General features: G+C 68.9%; 17 protein-coding genes. 8 read left to right on the top strand and 9 right to left on the bottom strand.

Annotated elements, in window-relative coordinates:
- Positions 1-30 precede the first annotated feature (30 nt).
- On the bottom strand, positions 31-2,310 hold the full coding sequence (locus PW843_02435; GenBank protein MDE1145463.1) for a TonB-dependent hemoglobin/transferrin/lactoferrin family receptor: 2,280 nt from the start codon (positions 2,308-2,310) through the stop codon (positions 31-33).
- Between the two features lie 235 nt (positions 2,311-2,545).
- Here PW843_02435 and PW843_02430 point away from each other — a divergent pair, with 235 nt between their 5' ends.
- The 3 genes from PW843_02430 (at position 2,546) to pnuC (ending at position 6,729) form a co-directional block, all read left to right on the top strand.
- A complete protein-coding gene (locus PW843_02430; GenBank protein ID MDE1145462.1) occupies positions 2,546-4,786 on the top strand; it encodes a TonB-dependent siderophore receptor in 2,241 nt (746 codons plus the stop codon).
- 74 nt (positions 4,787-4,860) lie between these two features.
- On the top strand, positions 4,861-6,000 hold the full coding sequence (locus tag PW843_02425) for a phosphotransferase (protein MDE1145461.1): 1,140 nt from the start codon (positions 4,861-4,863) through the stop codon (positions 5,998-6,000).
- Between the two features lie 159 nt (positions 6,001-6,159).
- Positions 6,160-6,729: a nicotinamide riboside transporter PnuC gene (gene pnuC / locus PW843_02420; protein MDE1145460.1), complete on the top strand. Its 570-nt coding sequence runs from the start codon at positions 6,160-6,162 to the stop codon at positions 6,727-6,729.
- Positions 6,730-6,870: 141 nt separating this feature from the next.
- On the opposite strand, the gene PW843_02415 is transcribed toward pnuC, so the two are convergent.
- A complete protein-coding gene (locus PW843_02415) occupies positions 6,871-7,149 on the bottom strand; it encodes a hypothetical protein (protein MDE1145459.1) in 279 nt (92 codons plus the stop codon).
- On the bottom strand, positions 7,146-7,535 hold the full coding sequence (locus tag PW843_02410; protein MDE1145458.1) for a hypothetical protein: 390 nt from the start codon (positions 7,533-7,535) through the stop codon (positions 7,146-7,148). Before PW843_02410 ends, PW843_02415 begins: the two co-directional genes overlap by 4 nt.
- 138 nt (positions 7,536-7,673) lie before the next feature.
- On the opposite strand from PW843_02410, the gene PW843_02405 reads away from it, so the two are divergent.
- Complete coding sequence (locus tag PW843_02405) at positions 7,674-8,162, top strand: Lrp/AsnC family transcriptional regulator (GenBank protein ID MDE1145457.1); 489 nt, start codon at positions 7,674-7,676, stop codon at positions 8,160-8,162.
- 216 nt (positions 8,163-8,378) lie between these two features.
- Here the strand turns inward: PW843_02405 and ppdK are convergent, their stop codons facing one another.
- The 3 genes from ppdK to PW843_02390 all read right to left on the bottom strand — a co-directional run bounded on the left by ppdK (position 8,379) and on the right by PW843_02390 (position 14,309).
- Positions 8,379-11,066 carry a pyruvate, phosphate dikinase gene (gene ppdK, locus PW843_02400; GenBank protein MDE1145456.1) on the bottom strand — a complete coding sequence of 896 codons (2,688 nt, stop codon included), beginning with the start codon at positions 11,064-11,066 and terminating at the stop codon, positions 8,379-8,381.
- Positions 11,067-11,300: 234 nt separating this feature from the next.
- Positions 11,301-13,391: a glycine--tRNA ligase subunit beta gene (glyS, locus tag PW843_02395; protein MDE1145455.1), complete on the bottom strand. Its 2,091-nt coding sequence runs from the start codon at positions 13,389-13,391 to the stop codon at positions 11,301-11,303.
- Positions 13,392-13,394: 3 nt separating this feature from the next.
- Positions 13,395-14,309 carry a glycine--tRNA ligase subunit alpha gene (locus tag PW843_02390; protein MDE1145454.1) on the bottom strand — a complete coding sequence of 305 codons (915 nt, stop codon included), beginning with the start codon at positions 14,307-14,309 and terminating at the stop codon, positions 13,395-13,397.
- Positions 14,310-14,793: 484 nt separating this feature from the next.
- On the opposite strand from PW843_02390, the gene PW843_02385 reads away from it, so the two are divergent.
- The 4 genes from PW843_02385 to adhP all read left to right on the top strand — a co-directional run bounded on the left by PW843_02385 (position 14,794) and on the right by adhP (position 19,139).
- Positions 14,794-16,485: an AAA family ATPase gene (locus PW843_02385; protein MDE1145453.1), complete on the top strand. Its 1,692-nt coding sequence runs from the start codon at positions 14,794-14,796 to the stop codon at positions 16,483-16,485.
- Positions 16,486-16,629: 144 nt separating this feature from the next.
- Positions 16,630-17,601: a DnaJ C-terminal domain-containing protein gene (locus PW843_02380; protein ID MDE1145452.1), complete on the top strand. Its 972-nt coding sequence runs from the start codon at positions 16,630-16,632 to the stop codon at positions 17,599-17,601.
- Positions 17,598-17,957, top strand: a complete 360-nt coding sequence (locus PW843_02375) for a chaperone modulator CbpM (protein ID MDE1145451.1) — start codon at positions 17,598-17,600, stop codon at positions 17,955-17,957. The genes PW843_02380 and PW843_02375 overlap by 4 nt, the downstream gene beginning before the upstream one ends.
- Before the next feature lie 159 nt (positions 17,958-18,116).
- Positions 18,117-19,139 carry an alcohol dehydrogenase AdhP gene (gene adhP / locus PW843_02370; protein ID MDE1145450.1) on the top strand — a complete coding sequence of 341 codons (1,023 nt, stop codon included), beginning with the start codon at positions 18,117-18,119 and terminating at the stop codon, positions 19,137-19,139.
- 10 nt (positions 19,140-19,149) lie between these two features.
- Here adhP and PW843_02365 read toward each other — a convergent pair whose 3' ends face one another.
- From PW843_02365 to PW843_02355, 3 genes are all read right to left on the bottom strand, one after another.
- The gene (locus tag PW843_02365; protein ID MDE1145449.1) at positions 19,150-19,413 is read right to left on the bottom strand and encodes a hypothetical protein; all 264 of its coding nucleotides are present in this window, start codon (positions 19,411-19,413) and stop codon (positions 19,150-19,152) included.
- Positions 19,414-19,558: 145 nt separating this feature from the next.
- Positions 19,559-21,016: a class I SAM-dependent methyltransferase gene (locus tag PW843_02360; GenBank protein ID MDE1145448.1), complete on the bottom strand. Its 1,458-nt coding sequence runs from the start codon at positions 21,014-21,016 to the stop codon at positions 19,559-19,561.
- Positions 21,017-21,042: 26 nt separating this feature from the next.
- Positions 21,043-22,017: a glycosyltransferase gene (locus PW843_02355; protein ID MDE1145447.1), complete on the bottom strand. Its 975-nt coding sequence runs from the start codon at positions 22,015-22,017 to the stop codon at positions 21,043-21,045.
- Positions 22,018-22,170 lie beyond the last annotated feature (153 nt).

The raw sequence follows: 22,170 nt of genomic DNA, 5'->3' as shown, positions 1-22,170 counted from the left end.
ATCCCCCGTCGGCCGGATGGTCGGATCGGATCAGAGCTTCAGCGTGATGGAGGCGCCGAAGTTGCGGCCCGGCTGGGTGTAGCCGTCCAGCACGGTGGAGGTGGCGGCCACCCCGCGCACGTCGCTCCACCACCAGTACTTCTCGTCGAACAGGTTGAAGACACCGGCGCGGACAGTGGCGTTCTCCGTCACGTTCCAATAGGCGGTGGCGTCCACGATGGTGAAGGCCGGCGGCAGGTAGTAGGTGGCGCTGCTGACATCCGCCCGGTCCTTGGCACCGGAATGGGTCAGGGTCGCCTGGCCGCCGAAGCGCCCGGCCGGATCACGGTAGGTCAGGCCCACCACCAGCTTCCACGGCTCCACGCTGTCCAGGCCGGTGGTGACACCGTCCTCGGTCGACTCGCCATGGGTGTAGGAGAAGGCGGCCAGCATGCCGATGCCCGACGCGAAGGTGACCTGGCCCTTGGCCTCGGCCCCCTGGATGGTGACGCGCGACAGGTTCACGTATTCATAGATGGCCGGGTTGGCGGCGGTGAAGTTGCCGCTGACCTGCACCTGGTCGATGAAGTCGCGGTAACGGCCGGCGTAGCCGCTGATGCTGGCGTCCCAACGGGCACCGCCGCCGAACAGGCTGCCGTCGCCGCCCTTGGCGTCGCCCCGGCCATCGTTCCGGCCCCAGCCACCGTTGAACTTGAAACCACCTTCGATGGTCTGGCTGGTTTCCGCCTTCAGGTTGGGGTTGGAGACGGACTGGTAGAAGCTGGTGGGGTTGGAGAAGCCGTTGTTGATCTGCGACGGCGCCGGCGCCTTGAAGCCTTCCGCCAGGTTCACGAACACGCCCACCTCCGGCAGGACGTGGTACATGATGCCCAGCTTGGGCGAAACGTGGCTGTCGTTCTTGCCGATGGCCTCACCCGCCGTATAGAGGGCGTCCGGGTGCGGCGACAGGTCGTAATAATCGAAGCGCACCGCCGGATAGAGGGTCAAACGCTTGTCGAAGGCGTTGATCTCATCCTGAACGAAGAAGCCGGCCAGGGTGTAATCGGTGGTGGGATATGCGCGCGACGGGAAGGTGTCGCCGACCGAGGCCACCGTGCCGTCACGCAGGCTTTCCTGGTGGGTGACGGAATAGTCGCCGCCGTACACGAAGGTGTTGGTGATGGCGCCGCCCAACGGCTTGCTTTGCGCCTGGATGTCCAGGCCGTAGACGTTGGTGTCGAAGGTGCTGTTGCGCGTCCGATCGACGGCGGTGTTGCGATCCTCATACCCATACTGGGTGGCGCCGCTTTCCTGGTAGTAGGCCGCCCAGCGCAGGCTGTCGACCGCCACCGTGTCCACGTCCCAGCGGTGGTCGAAACCGACGCGGTTGCTGTTCTGCCGGTCGCGGGCCCACAGGCCGATGACGCTGGTGGACGCGGTCGGCGTGGGCGCTATGGCGCTGAGCAGCGTGGTGTTGGTGTGGTTGTCATCGTGGTCGAAGGTCAGGCGCAGGCGATGGGCATCCGACGGCTGGTACACCACCTTGGCCAGCACCGCGTTGGAATAGGTATCCTGCGGGTTGGCGGTGGTGCGGCTGGTATTGGCGCTGTCGTTGGAACCGTCGGTCGCCTGCTCGTTGCCGTCACGGCGGGTATAGGCGATCAGGGCCTGCCAGTTGCCGACACGACCGGCGGTCACCGCACTCTTGGACCAGGCGCCATCGGCCGAGGTGTAACCCACCGTGCCCTGCGCCGCCCAATCCTTGCCGGGGCTGAGGAAGTCTTCCGGGTCCTTGGTGGTGAAGGCGACGGCACCGGCGACGCCGTCGCTGCCGTACAGCGCGGAGGCCGGGCCCCGCAGGATTTCCACCGACTTCACCAGGCTGAGGTCGCCATAGTCGCCACGGCCCATGTTCTGGGCGCCGAAGCTATAGGCGTCGGGCACACGCACGCCGTCCACCAGCATCAGCACCCGGTTGCCTTCCAGGCCACGGATGTTGAAGCCGCTGTCGCCGTCACGGCCGGTGGAGGAGCCGGCCAGGGTGAAGCGCGCCGGGCTTTTGCGCACCGTCACGCCCGGTTCGTACTTCACCAGGTCCTTGATGTCGGTGACCAGCTGTTCGTCGATCTGCTGGCTGGTGATGACGCTGACGCTGGCCGGGACATCGCTGACGTCCTTGGCCGTGCGCGTGGCGGTGACCGTTACCTGGTCCGCCGGTTCCGACGCGTCGGGCGCCGCGGCCGCATCGCCGGATGCCATGTCCGCCGGCGCCGCGTGGGCCAGGGTGGCGCCCCCCAGCGCCGCCAACAGCCAAACCGGAACCGTTCTCAACAGCGTTCGCCGCATTCTTTTTCCCCCAAAGGATCGTTCGCTGTTGCAGCTATATGCCGCACGTCAATGAGAATCAATCGCATTCTCATTGTCATCCCACGCAACCCCGCCCTGATGACGTGACTGTTTGACCCCACCGCCTTAATCCGCCAAAACCGGCCAGTTTCTGTATAGTTTGGCCAATAAGCGGCCGTTTCCGGCACAAACGCCGGCTTTCCAGGATGACAATCCCGTGATGATCCCCACCCGCCGCCGTCCTTTCGCGCCGCACACCCGCCGCCTGCCTCGCAGCGCAACGGCGCTGGGCCTGCTGCTGGCCTTGGGCACGGTGGGTGCGCGGCCGGCGCTGGCCGACCCGCAGGCGGACCAGGCGACGTCGACCGCCGCCAACGGCAACACCGTCATCGTCACCGGCACCCGTGATTCAGGCTATCGCGCCGACCGCACCCAGTTCGGGGAGAACGGCAGCCTGCTGGACACGCCGGCCGCCGTCAGCGTCGTCACCCGCGACCTGATGGACGACCAGCAGGCCCGGCGCCTGAGCGACCTGATCCGCAACGACGCCTCGATCGGGGAGAACTACGCGCCCGAAGGCTATTACGAGGATATCGCCATCCGGGGTTTCCCCCTGGACCTGGCCACCGGCCTGCAGATCAACGGCCTGACCATCGCCGGCGAACAGCCGGTGGCGCTGGAGAACAAGGAACGGGTGGAGTTCCTGAAGGGCCTGGCCGGGGTTGAGGCCGGGGTGGTAGCCCCGGGCGGCCTGGTGGATTACGTCACCAAGCGGCCGGCCGATGTGCAAAGCCTGACCCTGGGCACCGACAACCGCGGCGGCCTGTACAGCGCCATCGACGTGGGTTCCCTGTTCGGCGACCGCAAGCAGTACGGCCTGCGCCTGAACGCGGCGCATGAGGACATCGCATCCTACGTCGACCACGCCGACGGCTACCGCAATTTCGGCTCATTGGCCGGCGACTGGCGGGCCACGGAGAACGATACCTTCAACGTCGACCTGGAATACCAGCGCCGGGTGCAGCATTCGGTCTCAGGTTACCAGTTGCTGGGCGGCACCGCCCTGCCGGCGCTGGACACCGTGTCGCCGTCGCGCATGCTGGCGGCGCAATCCTGGACCAAGCCGGTCACCATCAATTCCCTGAACGTGTCCGGGCAGTATGAGCACCGGTTCAGCGACGACTGGCGCCTGACAGTGTCGGCCGGGCACAGCCGCACCGTCATCGACGACAACGTCGCCTTCGCCTATGGCTGCTATTACGTCGCCAGCTGTGCTGCCGGCGACAGCCCGGGTTATTACTTCGCGCCCAACGGCGATTTCGACGTCTACGATTATCGCAGCCCCAACGACGCGCGCGAGGACGACCAGGCCCAGGCCCTGCTGCACGGCAAGGTCGCCACCGGCATCATCGGCCACAGCCTGACCCTGGGCGCCAGCGTCTTCCGGCGCACCGTCACGCAGACCGACTACGTCTACGACTATGTCGGCAGCGACAACATCTACAACCCCACGCCCCTGGCCTTTTCCCCGTCGCCCAACAATCCGGGCGCCAATTACGAACGGCTGGACAGCCGGCAGTACGCCCTCATCGGCATGGATCGCATCGATCTGGGCGCCCTGCTGAGCGGGCTGGAACTGGATGCCGGCGTGCGCGGCGTGTTCCTGCGCGAACGCACCTTCGACATCGACCACATCACCACCCGCAACACCAATGAGACCCTGCCCCTGCCGCAGGCGGCCCTGGTGTACAAGCCCCTGCCGGCGCTAACGCTGTACGTCAGCCACGCGCGCGGCCTGTCGCTGGGCGGCCAGGCCCCCGCCTGGGCCACCAACGCCAGCGAGTTCCTGTCGCCGTCCCTGTCCTGGCAGGATGAGGTGGGCGCCAAGTACGACTGGAACGGCCTGCTGCTGGGCGCCAGCGTCTTCCGCCTGGTGAAGCCTTACGAATACGCCAAGCCCGACGACAGCGAATACGGCTTCACCTACGTGCGCCAGGGCACCGAACGCCACGACGGACTGGAACTGAACGCCGCCGGCCAGGTGACCCAGGCCCTGCGCCTGACAGCCAGCGCCACCTTCATGAGTGCCATGGCCACCGGCACGGGCACGCCCGCCTATGACGGCCACCAGGCCATCAACGTGCCGCACGTGCGCACCGCCCTGTACGCCGACTACACCCTGCCGCACCTGGACGGCCTGGCCGTGCTGGCCGGCTGGCAGTATGTCGGGGCCAAGCCGGCGGCCCGCGACGCCGTGGCCTACGCGCCAGCATATCACCTGTTCAACGCCGGCCTGCGGTATGCCCCCAGCGTGCTGGACAACAAGCTGACCCTGCGGCTGTCGGTCGACAATCTGCTGGATCGGCGGTACTGGAAGGATGTTGGCGAAAGCGCCGGCGACGCCTATCTGCATCTGGGCGTGCCGCGCACGGCCCGCTTCACGATGCAGTATTCCCTGTAAGGTCCTTTTCCCCCTTCATGAGCGCATCCCCCGCCCGATCCCCAGCCCTTCCCCAGGGAAGTTATGCCCACGGCATGGGCATCGGCACGGTCGCACCCGACTGGCCCCCCCTGACGATAGCCGAGGTGGCGAGCCTGCTGCGCCATTACCCCGGCGTCGGTGCCCCGCGCGGCATCCTGAGCCACAGCCCGCGCCCGTTCTCGGCGGCGTCGGTGGTGGCGACCGCCGCCGGTGCAGAAGGGCGCACGGCCGTGTTCGTGAAGCGCCATCACGTGCGGGTGCGTACCGCCGCCCAGCTGGGTGACGAGCACGCCTTCATGGACCATCTGCGCCGGCATGGCGGGCCCCTGGGCGTCGCGGTGTGCGACGTGCTGGCCACGGCGGACGACGCGCGGGCCTTGACCCTGGGCGACTGGACCTATGAGGTCCATGGCCTGGCGCCGGGCCAGGACCTTTACCACGACGCGCCGTCATGGACGCCCTTCCGTGACGGCAGCCACGCCCACGCCGCCGGCCGCACCCTGGCCCGCCTGCACCGGGCCGCCGCCGGTTATGACCATCCGGGCCGGGCAGGACAGGCGCTGGTGCCCGGTTTCACCCTGTTCGCCGGCGACGATCCCCTGGCCGCCATGGCGGACTATGTCGCGGCACGCCCGGCCCTGGCCGATTACCTGTCCCCCCGCCCCTGGCGCCGCGACACCACGCGTTTGCTGCTGCCCTTCCACGCGGCCCTGCGCCCCCTGATGGATGAATTGCCGCGCCTGTGGGCGCACAACGACATGCATGCCTCCAACCTCACCTGGACGGACGGCGGGCCAGACGCGGAGGTGGCGGCGGTGCTGGATTTCGGCCTGGCCGACCGCACCACGGCGCTGTTCGACCTGGCCACCGCCATCGAGCGCAACACGGTGGAATGGCTGGCCCTGACCGAGGGGCGTCCGCCGGCCGTGCATCTGGACCAGGTGGACGCCCTGCTGGCGGGGTACGACGCCGTGAGCCCCCTCACCCCCCGTCAGTGCCAGGCCCTGGCCGCCCTGCTGCCCCTGGCCCATGCCGAATTCGCCCTGGCGGAAACCGACTATTTCCATGGGCTGACCCGTTCGGCCGGGAATGCCGGCCTGGCCTACGAGGGCTATTTCCTGAGCCACGCCGACTGGTTCCACGGTACCGACGGCCAGGCCCTGCTGGCCCATATCGGCACTTTCAGAAGTTAGTTTTCCTCAAGCGCCGACGCGGCCATCCGGCCGCTTGGCTTCCTCGATTTGCAGTCCTCTTCGTTCCCCGCAAATCTCCGGCGGCCGCGGTCGCGTCCTACAGCGGCATGGGTCAAAGCTTCATGCCGCTGGCACAGAACACCCGAAGGCCCGCCCCCCATGTCCATCCTGGAAATCATCGCCGTCATCGTCAGCGCCCTGGCCGTCTGGGCCACCACCCGGCGGGTGTTGTGGTGCTGGCCCCTGGGCCTGGCGTCGGTGGCGCTGTACGGCCGGGTGTTCTTCGACGCCAAGCTTTATTCCGACATGGGATTGCAGGCGGTGTTCGCCGCCTTCCTGGCCTATGGCTGGTTCCACTGGTGGCGGGGCGTGCGGGATGAGGGGGCGGTGGTCGTGGTGCCCTTAAGCACCCAGGCCGCCATCGCCGGCCTGGTGGCGGGGGCGGTCGGCAGCGTGGCCCTGGGCTGGGCCATGGCCCGCTGGACGGATGCCGCCCTGCCTTATGTCGATGCCACCCTGGCCGCGTTCAGCCTGGTGGCGCAGTACTGGACGGCGCGCAAGCATATCGAGAACTGGTGGCTGTGGATCGCCGTCGATGTCGCCTACACCGCCATGTACGCGGTGAAGGACCTGTGCCTGACGGCCGGCCTGTACGCCGGCTTCATCGTGCTGGCCGTCCTGGGCCTGCGCAGCTGGCGTGCGGGAACGCCGGCCGTCACGCTTCCCTGATCCGAATCAGCGGCATGAGCCAAAGGCTCATGCCGCTGTAGACCGCGACCGCGGTCGCCGGAGCTTTTTGGGGAGCGTTAGCGGACTGAAAAGCGAGGAAGGCAAGGCCCCGGACGGGGCCGCCCGCCACCTGAGGGAACTTTAAACCGACCCCGCCACCTGGTGGACACCCACCACGGTGCGGAAGATGGCGGCCACGCGTTCGCTGCTGGCCGATGCCGTGGCCGGCAGCTGGATGTCCACCTCCAGCATATCCTCGCCCGGATGGTCGGCGCGGCGGCGGGCATAGACGTGCACCGGCACGATGTCCAGGCGGGCCAGCGTGCCCATCAGGCGGGACAGCAGGCCAGGGCTGGCGTCGGCGGCGACGGACAGCATGACGGGGCCTTCAGCGGCCAGGCTGGCGACGGCGGCGCTCACAGGGTCACCCCTTGGGCCGTCGCCGCGTCGGGCATGCCGGCCACCGGCACGGCGGCCACGGCCACGGCGCGGCGCACCGCGGCCTCCGCCGCGTCCCCGGCATATCCCACCACCACGGCGTGGGCGGTGGCCCAGGGCCGACCGGCGCGGCGGTCCGCCTCACCCCGATGGCGGGCGACCGACAGGGCGTGGTCGATGGCGGCGTCCAGCCCATCGCTGTCGGACACCGGGTCCAGGCGGCTCCAGTCCAGGGTCACGTCCACCGGGCCGGCGCGGTTGACGGCCAGGGCGACGAAGCCGTCACCGCTGCGCACCAGCGTCAGGGTGGGGTGCAGGACGGCGAAGTCGGACGGCGAAAGCGAGGCGTTCAGCGCGGACGGGGGCATGGCGGCGGCTCATCAAGGACGGCGTTGATCGATGAGATGAGAATAGCGCCCGGCATGCGCATAGTCTTTGCGAAGACCTGTCGTTTCGGCCATTCTCGACATGGACCATGTTTGAAACGATTTCATGAGGAATGATCCATGCGGCACAAACTGGACCGGCTGGATTGGAAGATCCTGGACGTGCTGCAGGAAAACGGCGCCGCCTCGGCGGCCGAGGTGGGCGAGGCCGTGGGCCTGTCGCAATCCCCCTGCTGGCGCCGCATCCAGCGACTGGAGGAATCGGGCATCATCCGCCACCGCGCGGCCCTGCTGGACCGCCGCGAACTGGGCCTGAACTTCCTGGTGTTCGCCCAGGTGAAGCTGGAAGCGCACGCCGGCGAAAGCCTGGACGCCTTCCGCCGCGCCGTCGCCGACATTCCGGAGATCCTGGAATGCTTCGTCATGATGGGGCAGGTGGACTTCATGCTGCGCATCGTGGTGCGCGATGTGGAGGCCTATGAGGCCCTGTTCTTCCACCGCCTGTCCCACCTGCCGGGCGTGCGCGAAATCAACTCCATGATGGCGGTATCCACGGTGAAGGAGACCACGGCGTTGCCGTTGGGACAGATACGGGGGGACGTGGGGTAGTTCCGACAAAAAGGCGGCGAGGTCACCCCCGCCGCCTTTCTTTCATTTCCCACCCAAAACACTAACGCCAGCGGCATGAAGTGCCGCTGGCGGCCGGCGACGGCCGGCCCCGGAGTGAGCACCGCAGGGCGGAACGAGGATAGCCCAGCCAGCGGATGCTGGCGCCCGGCGCCTGAGGGGCGGCCTTTGATCGGTCACGATCAAAGGCCGCACGCATCACGCCTCGCTGGCCGGCTTCTCACCCATCAGGGCCGCCTGCGCCGCCGCCAGCCGCGCGATGGGCACGCGGTAGGGGGAACAAGAGACGTAGCTGAGGCCGACCTTCTCACAGAAGTAGACCGAGGCCGGGTCGCCGCCGTGCTCACCGCAGATGCCCAGCTTGATGTCCGGACGGGTCTTGCGGCCCCGTTCGGCGGCGATGGACACCAGTTCGCCCACGCCCTCGGTATCCAGGGTCACGAAGGGATCGTGCTCGAAGATGCCGGCGCGCTGATAGTCGGGCAGGAAGCTGGCGGCGTCGTCGCGGCTGATGCCGAACGTCGTCTGCGTCAGGTCGTTGGTGCCGAAGCTGAAGAACTCCGCCGACTTGGCGATTTCCGCCGCCTGCAAGGCGGCGCGCGGCAGTTCGATCATGGTGCCGACCAGATAGTCGATCTGCACGCCGGTGGCCTGTTTCACCTCACCGGCCACGCGGTCGATGACGCCCTTCAGGATGTCCAGTTCCTTCTTGGTGCCGACCAGGGGGATCATGATCTCCGGGATCACGGTCTGGCCTTCCCGGCCCACCTCGACCGCCGCCTCGAAGATGGAACGGGCCTGCATCTCATAGATTTCGGGGTAGGAGATGCCCAGGCGGCAGCCGCGATGACCCAGCATGGGGTTGGCCTCATGCAGTTGCAGGGCGCGGTGGCGCACCCGCTGGATGTCGGTGCCGGCGGCCTTCGCCACCTCATCCATCTCCGCCTCGCTGTTGGGCAGGAACTCATGCAGCGGCGGGTCCAGCAGGCGGATGGTGACCGGCAGGCCCGCCATGATGCGGAACAGCTCCACGAAGTCCTGGCGCTGCATCGGGGCGATCTTGGCCAGGGCGGCACGGCGGCCGGCCTCGTTCTCCGCCACGATCATCTCACGCACGGCGATGATGCGTTCGGTGTCGAAGAACATGTGTTCCGTCCGGCACAGGCCGATGCCCTCGGCCCCGAACTTGACGGCGGTGCGGGCGTCCAGCGGGGTTTCCGCGTTGGTGCGCACCTTCATGCGGCGGAAGCGGTCGGCCCAGCCCATCAGGATGGCGAAATCGCCCGACAGTTCCGGCTGGATGGTGGGCACATGGCCCAGCATGACCTCGCCGGTCGACCCATCGATGGTGATGATGTCACCGGCGGCGATCTTCTGGCCGCGCACCGTCATGATGCCGGTCTTGTAGTCGATGCGCAGTTCACCCGCACCCGACACGCAGGATCGGCCCATGCCGCGCGCCACCACGGCAGCGTGGCTGGTCATGCCGCCCCGGGTGGTCAGGATGCCGGCGGCGGCGTGCATGCCGTGGATATCCTCCGGCGACGTTTCCACGCGGCAGAGGATGACCGCCTCACCCATTTCCGACAGGCGCTCGGCCTCGTCCGCCGAGAACACCACCTTGCCGCAGGCGGCACCCGGGCTGGCCGGCAGGCCCTTGGCGATGATCTTGCGTTCCGCCTTGGGGTCCAGCGTCGGGTGCAGCAGCTGGTCCAGGGACTTGGGCTCGATCCGGCGCACGGCCTCGGCCTCGTCGATCAGGCCTTCCTGCGCCATGTCCACGGCCACCTTGAGTGCGGCGGCGGTGGTGCGTTTGCCGTTGCGGGTCTGCAGCATGTACAGCTTCTGCTGCTGCACCGTGAACTCGATATCCTGCATGTCGCGGTAGTGCCGCTCCAGCTTCAGGCGCACGGCGTCCAGCTGCTGGAACACCTCCGGCATGCTCTCTTCCATCGAGGGCAGGTCGGACGCGTTGGCCTTGCGGCCGGCGATGGTCAGCTGCTGCGGCGTGCGGATGCCCGCCACCACGTCCTCGCCCTGGGCGTTGATCAGGTACTCGCCATAGAAGGCGTTCTCACCCGTGGACGGGTTGCGGGTGAAGGCCACACCGGTGGCGCAGTCGCCGCCCATGTTGCCGAACACCATGGCCTGGACGTTCACCGCCGTGCCCCAGCTGGCCGGGATGTCGTGCAGCTTGCGATAGGTGATGGCGCGCTGGTTCATCCAGCTGCCGAACACGGCGCCGATGGCGCCCCACAGCTGTTCCTGCACATCCTGCGGGAAGGGGCGGCCCAGCGCGTGCTGCACCACCTCCTTATAGCCTTCGATGACTTCCTTCCAGTCGCCGGCTTCCAGGTCGGTGTCGTAGCTCAGGCCCCGGTCGCGCTTGTGGCTGTCCAGGATCTCTTCGAAATGGTGGTGTTCCACGTCCAGCACAACGTTGCCGTACATCTGGATGAAACGGCGGTAGCTGTCATAGGCGAAGCGTTCATCGCCCGAGCGCTGGGCCAGGCCGCGCACGGTGACGTCGTTCAGGCCCAAATTCAGCACCGTGTCCATCATGCCGGGCATGGAGGCGCGGGCGCCGGACCGGACGGAGACCAGCAGCGGGTTGGCCGGGTCGCCGAACACGGCGCCGATGATGCCCTCCACCGCCTTCAACCCGGCGGCCACCTCATCCTTCAACTCGGCCGGATATTGGCGGCCGTTGTCGTAGAACCAGGTGCAAAGCTCAGTGGTGATGGTGAAGCCGGGCGGCACGGGCAATCCCAGATTGCTCATCTCCGCCAGGTTGGCACCCTTGCCGCCCAGAAGGTTTTTCATCTCGGCCCGGCCTTCGGCCTTGCCGTCACCGAAGCTGTACACCCACTTGCTCACGCTGCTCATGGTTCCTCACCTGATACGTTCCGCGGGGACATCGGCGTCGTTGGCCGTATGCACCCGCGTTGGTTTCCCCGAAGTTTCTCTGCACTGATGTTTTTTCGGGTGCCGGCTTAGGTGCCGACCCCATTTGGGTACGCGTACTGAACTGAAAACGTTGCAGACAACAGCCCCGGACGGAAGGGCCAAGACTGTGACCGAACGGTTATGAAAAAGGGGGCCGGTCGCCCGGCCCCCTGATCAACCCTCTATCACCGAGAAATCCGCCACGTGGTTCAACGTGCGACGGATGCCCGCCAGCAGGCGCAGGCGATTGGCACGCAAACCCGGATCGTCGGCGTTCACCGTCACCTTGTCGAAGAAGGCGTCCACCGGCCCCCGCAGGCTGGCCAGCGCCGCCATGGTGCCGGCGTAATCCTCGCGCGCCAGGGCGGGTTCGGAGGCACCCTGCGCCTGGGCCAACGCCGCGGCCAGGGCCTTTTCCTCATCCAGTTGCAGCAAGGCGGCGTCCGGCAGCCCGTCATGGGCGTGGCCATCCTTCTTTTCCTCAATGCGCAGGATGTTGGCGGCACGGCGGAAGGCCGCCAGCAGGTTGGCGCCGTCGTCGGTGCCGACGAAGCCGGCCAGCGCGTCCACGCGGGCCAGCAGGCGGACCAGATCCCCCTCGGCCCGGCCGGCCAGCGCCGCGGCGATCAGGTCGTGGCGCACACCCTTCTCACGCAGGGCCACCACCAGGCGGTCGGCGAAGAAGGCCAGCAGTTCGCCGTCCAGGGCGGCGTTGTCCAGGCCCAGCTGGCCGCGCGCCACCAGGAACAGGTCACCCAGATCCAGACGCAGGCCGTTTTCCACGATCAGGCGGACGACGCCTAAGGCCGCACGGCGCAAAGCGTAGGGGTCGCGTGAGCCGGTGGGCTTCTCATCGATGCCGAAGAAGGCCACCAGCGTGTCGATCTTGTCGGCCAGGGCCACGGCCACCGACACCGGCGCGGTGGGGCAGCTGTCGCCAGGCCCCAGGGGCTTGTAATGGTCGGCGATGGCCTCGGCCACGGCGGCGTTTTCGCCCTGCTCATAGGCGATGTAGCGGCCGACGATGCCCTGCACCTCAGGGAATTCACCCACCAGGCCGGTGACCAAATCCGCCTTGGCCAGGCGTGCCGCCCGGCGGGTGGCGTCCACATCGGCATGGATGGCGCGGGCGATCACGGCGGCCAGCCCTTCCACCCGGTGGACCTTGGCCGCCGTGGTGCCCAGCTTGGCATGGAAGGTGATGTCCGCCAGCTTGGCGGCCTGGTCCTCAAGCTTCACCTTGCGGTCCAGGTCCCAGAAGAACTTGGCGTCGGACAGGCGGGCGCGCAGCACGCGCTCGTTACCCGCCACGACGGCTTTGCCGCCGTCTTCGGTGGTGCGGTTGGCCATCAGGATGAAGCGCGGGGCCAGCTTGCCCTCGGCGGTCTCCAGCGCGAAGTAACGCTGGTGCGTGCGCATGGAGGTGGTCAGCACCTCCGCCGGCACGTCCATGAACGCCTGGTCGATGGTGCCGATCAGGCCCACCGGCCATTCCACCAGGCCCGCCACCTCGTCCAGCAGGCCGGGATCGTCCCGCAGGGTGAGGCCGTCGGCCGCCGCCAGGGCGTTCGCCTGTTCCAGGATGCGGGCCTTGCGGGCGTCGCGGTCCAGCACCACGAAGGCGCCGGCCAGCTTTTCCTGGTAATCGGCGAAGTCGCGGATGGTCAGCACACCGGGCGCCAGGAAGCGGTGGCCGCGCGTGGTGTCGCCATAGGCCAGCGTGACCTTGTCCGCGTCCGTCTCGCCGTCCCGCAGCACCAGGGCGCCCGGCACCACGGCGCCGTCGAACAGCGCCAGGATGGAATGCAGCGGCCGCACCCAGCGGAAGCTGTTGCGGCCCCAGCGCATGGATTTGGGCCAGGGCAGTTCGCGGATGGCGGCGTCGATGATGCCCGGCAGGGCGTCGGCCGTGGCCCCGCCCACCTTTTCCACCACGGCGAACCAGAACACGCCCTTGCCGGTGTCGCGCTGTTCGCACTGGTCCAGGCTGGAGAGGCCGGCGCCGCGCAGGAAGCCCTGTACAGCGGCGTCGGGCGACCCGACGCGCGGCCCCTTGCGCTCGTCCCGCACATCGGCCTGGCGCACCGGCAGGCCGGTGACGGCCAGGGTCAGGCGGCGCGGGGTGGAATGGGCGATGGCGCTTTCGAACACCAGGCCGGCATCCGCCAGCTTGGTCGTCACCAGGCGCTTGAAGTCATCGGCCGCACGCACCTGCATGCGGGCGGGGATTTCCTCGGAGAAGATTTCGATCAGCAACTCGGCCATGGTTCAGGCCCCCTTACCGGACGCGATGCCGGGTAACGTCCAGTCCACTTTCCTGTCGCCCGCCACCCAGGCCTCGCAGCAGGCCTTGGCCAGGTCGCGGACGCGCAGGATGTAGCTCTGCCGCTCGACGACGGAGATGACGCCGCGCGCGTCCAGCAGATTGAAGTTGTGGGAGGCCTTGACGCACTGCTCATAGGCCGGCCAGGCCAGGCCGCGCTTCAGCAGTTCGGCGCACTCATGCTCCGCGTCCTGGAAATGGCGCAGCAGCATGGCGGTGTCCGCCACCTCGAAATTATAGGCGCTCTGTTCCCGCTCATTGCGGTGGTAGACGTCGCCGTACTTCACGCCCTGGCCGTTGAAGTCCAGGTCGTACACGTTCTCGACGTTCTGGATGTACATGGCCAGGCGTTCCAGGCCGTAGGTCAGCTCAGCCGCCACGACCTCGCACTCAATGCCGCCCACCTGCTGGAAATAGGTGAACTGCGTCACCTCCATGCCGTCGCACCACACTTCCCAGCCCAGGCCCCAGGCGCCCAGCGTCGGGCTTTCCCAGTCGTCCTCGACGAAGCGGATGTCGTGCTGGCTGGGGTCGATGCCCACCCGGCGCAGGCTTTCCAGGTAGATCTCCTGCACGTTGGCCGGCGAGGGCTTCAGGATCACCTGATACTGGTGATGCTGGTGCAAGCGGTTGGGGTTCTCGCCATACCGGCCATCCTTGGGCCGGCGGGACGGCTGCACGAAGGCGGCCTTCCACGGCGTCGGACCCAGGGCCCGCAAGGTGGTGGAGGGATGGAAGGTACCGGCCCCCATCTCCATGTCATAGGGCTGGAGGATCAGGGCCCCCTGCTCCGACCAGAACTGGTGGAGTGTCAGGATCAATCCCTGGAAACTGAGCTTCGCCGCGCCTGAGGCCGCCATTGCCTTGACCGTCTTCACCACTGGAAGGGTGGAAAGGTTCAATTCGGGCGTTGAAACCCGACCTCCCCGGCCCTTTGTTGCGTTGCGGCGCACCTTACAAGGGCGCCCAACCCCAAATCAAGGCGCCGACCGGCGCGTTTGCGGCATGCGGCCCCGCTTCTGACGCGGGGTGTGGCGCGAAGGACGCGGGGTTTGTACAGCGGCATGAGGCTGCATCTCATGCTGCTATAGGCCCCGACTGGGGCCGCCGGAAGTTTTTGGGGAGCGTCAGCGGACCGAAAACTGAGGAAACCCAGCGGCCGGATGGCCGCGCCCGGCGATTGAGGGAACGCGCAATGAGCCGGATTAGTACGAAAGTCCCGTGGGTTGCGGCCAGCCCTTGATCCCGGTCAAGGCGGGGAACCGGTGGGCGCCTTATCGTTTATGCCAGTGAAGCCCCGGCGCCGCACCCAGCCGGGGCCGCCCCTATCGGAGGCCTGACCGCATGGACGACCAGACCGAGACGCTCGACTTCCTGCAATACCCGGAGTCCTTCGGGGCACGGGGGCGGGTGGAACGGATCGATACCCACATCTCGTCCGTCTTCCTGGCCGGCGACCGCGCCTACAAGCTGAAGCGCGCCGTGCGTTATTCCTATCTGGATTATTCCACGGTGGAGCGGCGGCGGCACTTCTGCCTGGCGGAACTGGCCATCAACCGCCGCTTCGCCCCCCATCTTTACCTGGGCGTGCGCCCCATCCTGCGCACCGGGATCGGCCCTCATGGCGGCCTGTTCCTGGGCCCCGAATGGGCGGCGGGGGAGGACGAGCCGCCGCTGCCCGCCGGCGATGTGGTCGACTGGCTGCTGGTCATGCGCCGCTTCGACCAGGACGCCCTGTTCGACCGCATGGCGACGCAAGGGCGCCTGACCCCGTCCCTGATGCTGGATCTGGCCGACCGGGTGGCCCGCCTGCACCGGGCGCAGCCCGGCCGCGCCGACGGTGGCGGGGTGGAGGGCCTGCGCCAGGCCATCGCCATCACCCGCGCCAACCTGAAGCCGGGCACCACCTTCACCGCCGCCGACATCCGTGCCTGGAACCACCGGGTGGATGCGGCGCTGGCGGCGCAAGGCCCCCTGCTGGACGCCCGGCGCGAGGCCGGCCGGGTGCGCGACTGCCACGGCGACCTGCACCTGGGCAACGTCTGCCTGGTGGATGGCGTGCCCACGCCCTTCGACGCCATCGAGTTCGACCCGTCGCTGGCCTGCACCGACGTGCTGTACGACCTGGCCTTCCTGTTGATGGACCTGTGTTTCCGCGACATGGGCGATCTGGCCAACCTGGTCATGAACCGTTACCTGGACGCGACGGGGGAGGATCTGCCCGGCCGGGGCGGTGCCGGACGCGAGGGCGGCGCCCTGGGCGGCCTGCCGGCATTGTCCCTGTTCCTCTCAGTGCGCGCGGCCGTGCGGGCCCAGGTGACGGCCGCCGCCGCCCGGCGCCAGACCACGCCGACGCAAAAGACCGCCGGCGCCATCGAGGCCGACCGTTACCTGCAACTGGCCCTGTCCTTCCTGAAACGGGGCCGGCCGCGTCTGGTGGCGGTGGGGGGCTTCAGCGGCACGGGCAAATCCACCCTGGCGCGCGGCCTGGCCCCCCTGTTGGGCGTCGCCCCGGGTGCCCGGGTGCTGCGCACCGATGTGATCCGCAAGCAGCTGTACGGCGTGGGCGCGGAACAAGCCCTGCCGCCGGCGGCGTATGAGGCGGCCGTCACCGCCACGGTGTACGAACGCCTGCGCGACCAGGCGGCCGCCTGTTTGGCCAGCGGATGCAGCGTGGTGCTGGACGCCGTGTTCGCGCGGGGCGAGGATAGGGCCATGGCCGCCGCCGTCGCGGCCGATCATGGCGCGCGTTTCACCGGCCTGTGGCTGGACGCGCCGGAAGAGGTTCTGACCGAACGCCTGCGCCTGCGCGGCCAGGCCGCCCAGAAGGACGCGTCCGATGCCGACATCCCGGTCCTGTTCCAGCAAGTGCGCCAAGGTGCTGGCGACCTGTCCTGGGCCGTCGTGGACGCGGGCGGCGACCCCGCCACCGTGCTGGAACGGGCGAAGGCCCATCTGGCGCGCCCGGCACCGTCCCGGCCGCGCCTGGCCCGGCCGGCCGCCACCACCCCCTATCGCGCCCATCGTCCGGAGTAATGCCAGCCAGCCGCATGAGGTTTAGTCTCATGCGGCTTAGGCTGCGACCGCAGCCGCCGGATGGCGACGCCGGCGATTGAGGAAGGCATTTGATCGGTCGAGATCAAATGCCACGCGTATAAAACCGCTGAGAGAGGTTGCCCGGTGGACCCTTACGATCTGTTGGGCGTCGCCCGCGACGCCGATGAGAAGACCATCCGCAGCGCCTATCGCACCCTGGCGAAGCGCCACCATCCCGACCTGAACCCCGACAAGCCGGACGCCGAGGCGCGGTTCAAGGAAATCTCCGCCGCCTATACCCTGTTGTCCGACCCGGAGAAGCGCGCCCGCTTCGACAAGGGGGAGATCGACGCCGAGGGGGTGGAGACCGGACCCAAGGCAGGTCCTGGAGGCGGCGGATATTATCGGCAATACGCGAGCGACCCGTTCGGCGGCGGCCATGGCCGGTACTCATCCCAGGATGGCGGCGGACCCGAGGGTTTCGGCGGTTTCGACCATGACGATCTGGAAAGCCTGCTGCGCCGCGCCTTCGGCGAGGGTGCACGCGGTGCCGGCATGGGCGGTGGGGCTGGCGCCGATTTCGCCCTGCGTGGCCAGGACGCGCGTTACGCCCTGGCGGTGGATTTCCTGACGGCGGCCAAGGGCGCCACGCGGCGCCTGACCCTGCCGGACGGCCAGGTGCTGGACGTTTCCATCCCCGCCGGCCTGAAGGACGGGCAGGTGCTGCGCCTGGCCGGCAAGGGCCATGCGGGCGTGGGCGGCGGCCCGGCCGGCGACGCGCTGGTGGAGGTCACCGTCGCCCCCCATCCCCTGTTCCGGCGCGAGGGCGACGACATCGTCATCGAACTGCCGGTCACATTGAAAGAGGCGGTGCTGGGCGCCAAGGTAAAGGTACCCACCATCCACGGCGCCGTCATGCTGGCCATCCCGCCCCGGTCCAACAGCGGCGCCCGCCTGCGCCTGAAAGGCCGGGGCATCCGGGAGGGCCACCAGGTGGTGGAACTGCGCGTGACCCTGCCCACGGGTGAGGAGCCGGAACTGGAAGCCTTCCTGCGCGACTGGCGGCCCCGGCACGACCAGGACCCGCGCGCCGGTATAGAGGGAGCAGAATCATGAGCACGCTGACCCTGCTGACGCTGGAAACCGTGGCCCAACGCTTTCCCGACCTGGCCGTCACCGAGATCCGCTGGTGGGTGGAACAGGGCTGGGTGCGGCCGGACAGAAGCGAACCGGACGAAGGTGCCTGGCGCTTCCACGCCGTGGACGTGGCGCGCGTGGCCCTGATCCACGACCTGCGCGGCGACATGGGCGTGGCGGAGGACACCCTGCCCCTGGTGCTGTCGCTGATCGACCAGGTCTACAGCCTGCGCGCGGCCCTGCGCGGCGTGGCCGGCGTGCTGGACCACCTGCCGCCCGAGGTGCGGCGGGCCGTGCTGGCGGCGGCACCCCAGGACGACAAATCCCCAGCCTAACGGTTTGCTTCCTGAAAATTTGACCGTGGGGTAGCGGCATTTGACCCACGTCAACGCCCGCCGGGGCCCACGGGTGTCTGCTACCGACCACATCGGCCAGGGCCGCCGGCCCCCGATCATCCGGCATCAGCCAATCTGAAGGAGTGCGATCCCATGTCCCTGCCCCGGACCATGAAAGCCGCCGTCGTCCACACGCTGGGCAAGCCGCTGGAAATCCGCGAAGTGGCGGTGCCGGAGGTCGGCCCCGGCCAGATCCTGGTGCGCATCCACGCCAGTGGCGTCTGCCACACCGACCTGCACGCCGCCGACGGCGACTGGCCGGTGAAGCCCAACCCGCCCTTCATTCCGGGGCATGAGGGCGTGGGTTACGTCGCGGCCGTGGGCGCCGGCGTCACCAACGTGAAGGAAGGCGACCGGGTGGGCGTGCCCTGGCTCTATACCGCCTGCGGCCATTGCGAACATTGCATCACGGGGTGGGAGACGCTGTGCACCGCGCAGCAGAACACCGGTTATTCCATCAACGGCGGTTATGCCGAATACGTGCTGGCCGATCCCAACTATGTCGGCCACCTGCCCGACGGCGTGGAATTCAATGCCATCGCCCCCATCCTGTGCGCCGGCGTCACCGTCTATAAGGGTTTGAAGGAGACGGAGGCGCGGCCCGGCCAGTGGGTCGCCATCTCCGGCATCGGCGGCCTGGGCCATGTGGCCGTCCAGTACGCCAAGGCCATGGGCCTGCACGTCGCCGCCATCGACGTGGCCGACGACAAGCTGGACCTGGCCCGCCGCCTGGGCGCCGACCTGACGATCAACGCCAAGGTGGAAGACCCGGCCAAGCGCCTGCAAAGCGACATCGGCGGCGCCCACGGCGTGCTGGTGACCGCCGTGTCCCGTCCCGCCTTCACCCAGGCGGTCGGCATGGCCCGCCGTCACGGCACCGTGGCCCTGATCGGCCTGCCGCCGGGCGAATTCGGCCTGCCCATCTTCGACGTCGTGCTGAACCGCATCACCGTGCGCGGCAGCATCGTCGGCACCCGCGCCGACCTGGCCGAGGCCCTTGCCTTCGCCGGCGAAGGCAAGGTGGCGGCCCAGGTGGAAACCCAGCCCCTGGAAGCCATCAACAGCATCTTCGACCGCCTGCGCGCCGGCACGATCAACGGCCGGGTGGTGGTGACGCTGTAAAAAAGGCGTATCACCGCCGTTGCGGGCATTCCGGCTTGCCGCAGGCGGTGGACGCGCGGGCGACGTAGGCGCCGCAGACGGCGCAGGCGTACAGATCCTCGGCGACGGGTTCGGGGGGGCGGTTACCGCCCCCACCGGCCCGCGCGGGGCCGCGCGTGTTCATGCCCCGGCCGTTCATGAACGCGGCCTTGCGCCGTTGGGCCGCCGCCCCCCACTGATAGGCCTTCCACACCAGGACGATCAGGCCGACCAGGACCACCAGTTTCGCCAGCATCACGCCCCGCCGGCGGTTGCGGGGCGGAAGGGGGGAACGGTCGGGCGCTTGGGCGTCATGGGATGGGGAGGCCGTGGATATGCGGGATCAAGGCGGCGGAGCTTAAGCCCCGGGATGGCGGCCGTCAAAGCGGCTTATCGCCCCCTCACACCACGCCCAGGCGCGACAGGCGGGACAGCGCCTCGGGCGGCATCACCAGGTCGCCGGCCAGGTGGGCGGCCAGGACCCGCATCTCTTCCACCGAGGCCATGACGCCGCCGCCGGTGACGGCCGAGGCCAGGCGTTCCGGCAGACGGGTGTCGTGGTCCAGCGCGGCGCCGGTCAACAGCGTATCGGCCAGCAGCGCCTGGTTCAGGCGGCGTACGCCGGGCAAGGCGGCGGCGATCCCCGCATCCGCCAGGCAAGGGGCCAGCACCTCGCCCGCCACCAGGATGGCCACCGCCCGCAACAGGCAGCCGGCACTGTCCGCCCCCCAGTCGGGCACGGTGCGGGCCAGATGTTCGATCAGGTCGGCCAGGGTGGCGGGGCCGCGGGCCAGCACCGCCAGCACCGGCTGGAACAGGTCGGACACCGCCGGGTCGGGGGCGCCCAGGGGCAGGGTGAAGTCGGGCAGGGCCGCCCCCGGCTCCCCCAACGCCACCAGGCGCAGGCCACCCAGCATGATGGCCCGTTGCCGCCCGTCCAGGGTCAGGGGGCCGCGCACGAAGATGTCGCGGCGCAGCGGCTGGTTGGTGATGTAGTCCTTCACCGTTTCCGCCAGAGCGCGGGTGGGGGCGGATGCCGCCATGTCCTGCTGCGCCCGGCCCATCATCAGGTCGGGGAAGTTTTCCACCCAGGCCGCACTGCCGGCGTAGCTGAGCTTGGCGGCATCCAGGTCGGCCGCCACCTGGGCATGGTAGGCGGGCGCCCAGCCGCTGTGCATGTATTCGTGCACCAGATAGGGTGCGGTGGCGCCGCGCAGCCGATCAGCCCGGGCGCTGGCGGCGGCGTTGCCGGTGAAATAGCCGGCCCCCTGGTTCAGCAGGTGCAGCAGCAGGTCGCGCGCCTGGTCGCCGGCGACGGCCTTCGGCCCCGGCAGCGCCTGGCCGTAGGCGTTCAGCAGGAACTGCACCGGCATGGCCGCCGCCCATCCCGGCAGGCAGTTGTAGCTGAGGTAGGCCGCCCCGCCGGGCTTCAGCCGGCGGGCGATCAGGCGGGCGATGTGGGCGCGGCTTTCCGGCCCCACCCAGGTGTAGACGCCGTGCAGCGCCACATAATCCACCGGCGGCAGGCTGGCATCGTCCGCCAGATCGGCGAAGTCGGCCTCGATGAAACGGACGTTGGCCAGGCCGGCAGCGCGGGCCAGGCGCTGGGCGCCATGGACATGGGTGGGGTTGAAGTCGACGGCGATGACCGTCATGTCCGGCCGCGCCGCCGCCAGCGCCAGGGCCGACAGCCCGTGGCCGCAACCCAGTTCCAGCCACACCGGTCCACCGTCAGCCTGTGGCGGCGCCACACCGGCCAGAGCCAGGGCCGTGTTCAGCCACAGGGGCGACAGTTCCCGATACCAACCCCGGGTATAGTCGATGTCGGAGGCGTAGCCCCGGGTCCAGTCGGCGGTCATGCGATGCGGTCTTTCGGAGGGCCAGGTCACGCCGGCTTTGTCGTCAGGCCCTGCCATAGGCCCCGGGCCAAGGCCGCCAGCTTAGCGCCACGCCCCCGTTCCAGCAGCAGGATCTTGATGGCGGTGGAGGCCAGGACGCGCAGGGTCCACCCCGACAGGGCCGGCACCGCCGCATGGTGCAGCCGCCAGGTCCACACGGCGTTGCGCGCCTGGAAATAACGGCGGCGGGCGGCATGGTGGGTGATGGCGACGGTACGCCCGCCGGCATGGACATGGGTGGCGGCCCCCAACCGGTGGTCCACCAACGCATCCCGCACCGCCACCAGGCGGAAGCCATGCCGGCGCAGGCGCAGCGCGTATTCCACATCCACCCAGTCGATGAAGAAGCCGTCGCGCAAGGGGCCGCAGGCCGTCAGCGCGGCGGCACTGACCAGGCAACCGGACGCCGGCGCCAGCAGCAGATCCGGCAGGACGGCACCGTCGAATTGCGCGATGGCCCAGTGCCGGCCGTCGGCGCTGACCACCCAGGGCGCCTCATGCCCCGCCCCCTCGGCCTCCAGGTTGCGGGCGGCCAGCAGGCCGGTGTCGGCGGGCGCCTGGGCCAGGGCGGCAGTGAAAGCGGCGCGCAAGCCCGGACGGGGCACGCTGTCCTGGTCCAGGAACAGCAACCAGCCATGACCGTCGGCCAGCGCCCGATCGATCAGCCGGTTTTGCGCCGCCGCCAGGCCGATGTTGCCGGCGTCATGCAGCAGGGTGGCGCCGACGGCCGCCACCGCCCCATCGACCAGGCGGTCGTCCTCCGCGTCCACGCCCCGTTCCTGCTGGAACAGGTAGACACGGTCAGCCGCGGCCGCGGCGGCGACCAGGCAGTCCCGCAGCCCGGGGTCGGGACGGTAGGCCACCACCAGGGCGGCGACGGCACCCGGGAACGCCCCTGGAAACGCCCCTGGGAACGATGGGATGGGGACCGTGGTTTCGGGCGTATGGACGGGATCGCGCATAACGCCTGGATAGCAGCCGGCCGGCCGGTTGGCGATATTCGTATGGTGTTTTGGTTGACCGATAGGTTCCCGCTTTGCCGCTTGACCCGGCGGGCCACTCTCCCCCATGAATCCCCCTTGATAACGACGGCGGGTGCCCCAAGCGGACGGCAC

The organism is Azospirillaceae bacterium (assembly GCA_028283825.1).
Classification (GTDB): Bacteria; Pseudomonadota; Alphaproteobacteria; order Azospirillales; family Azospirillaceae; genus Nitrospirillum.
The sequence above is the reverse complement of the archived record's forward strand: the minus strand, read 5'-3'. Positions and strand labels throughout refer to the sequence as shown.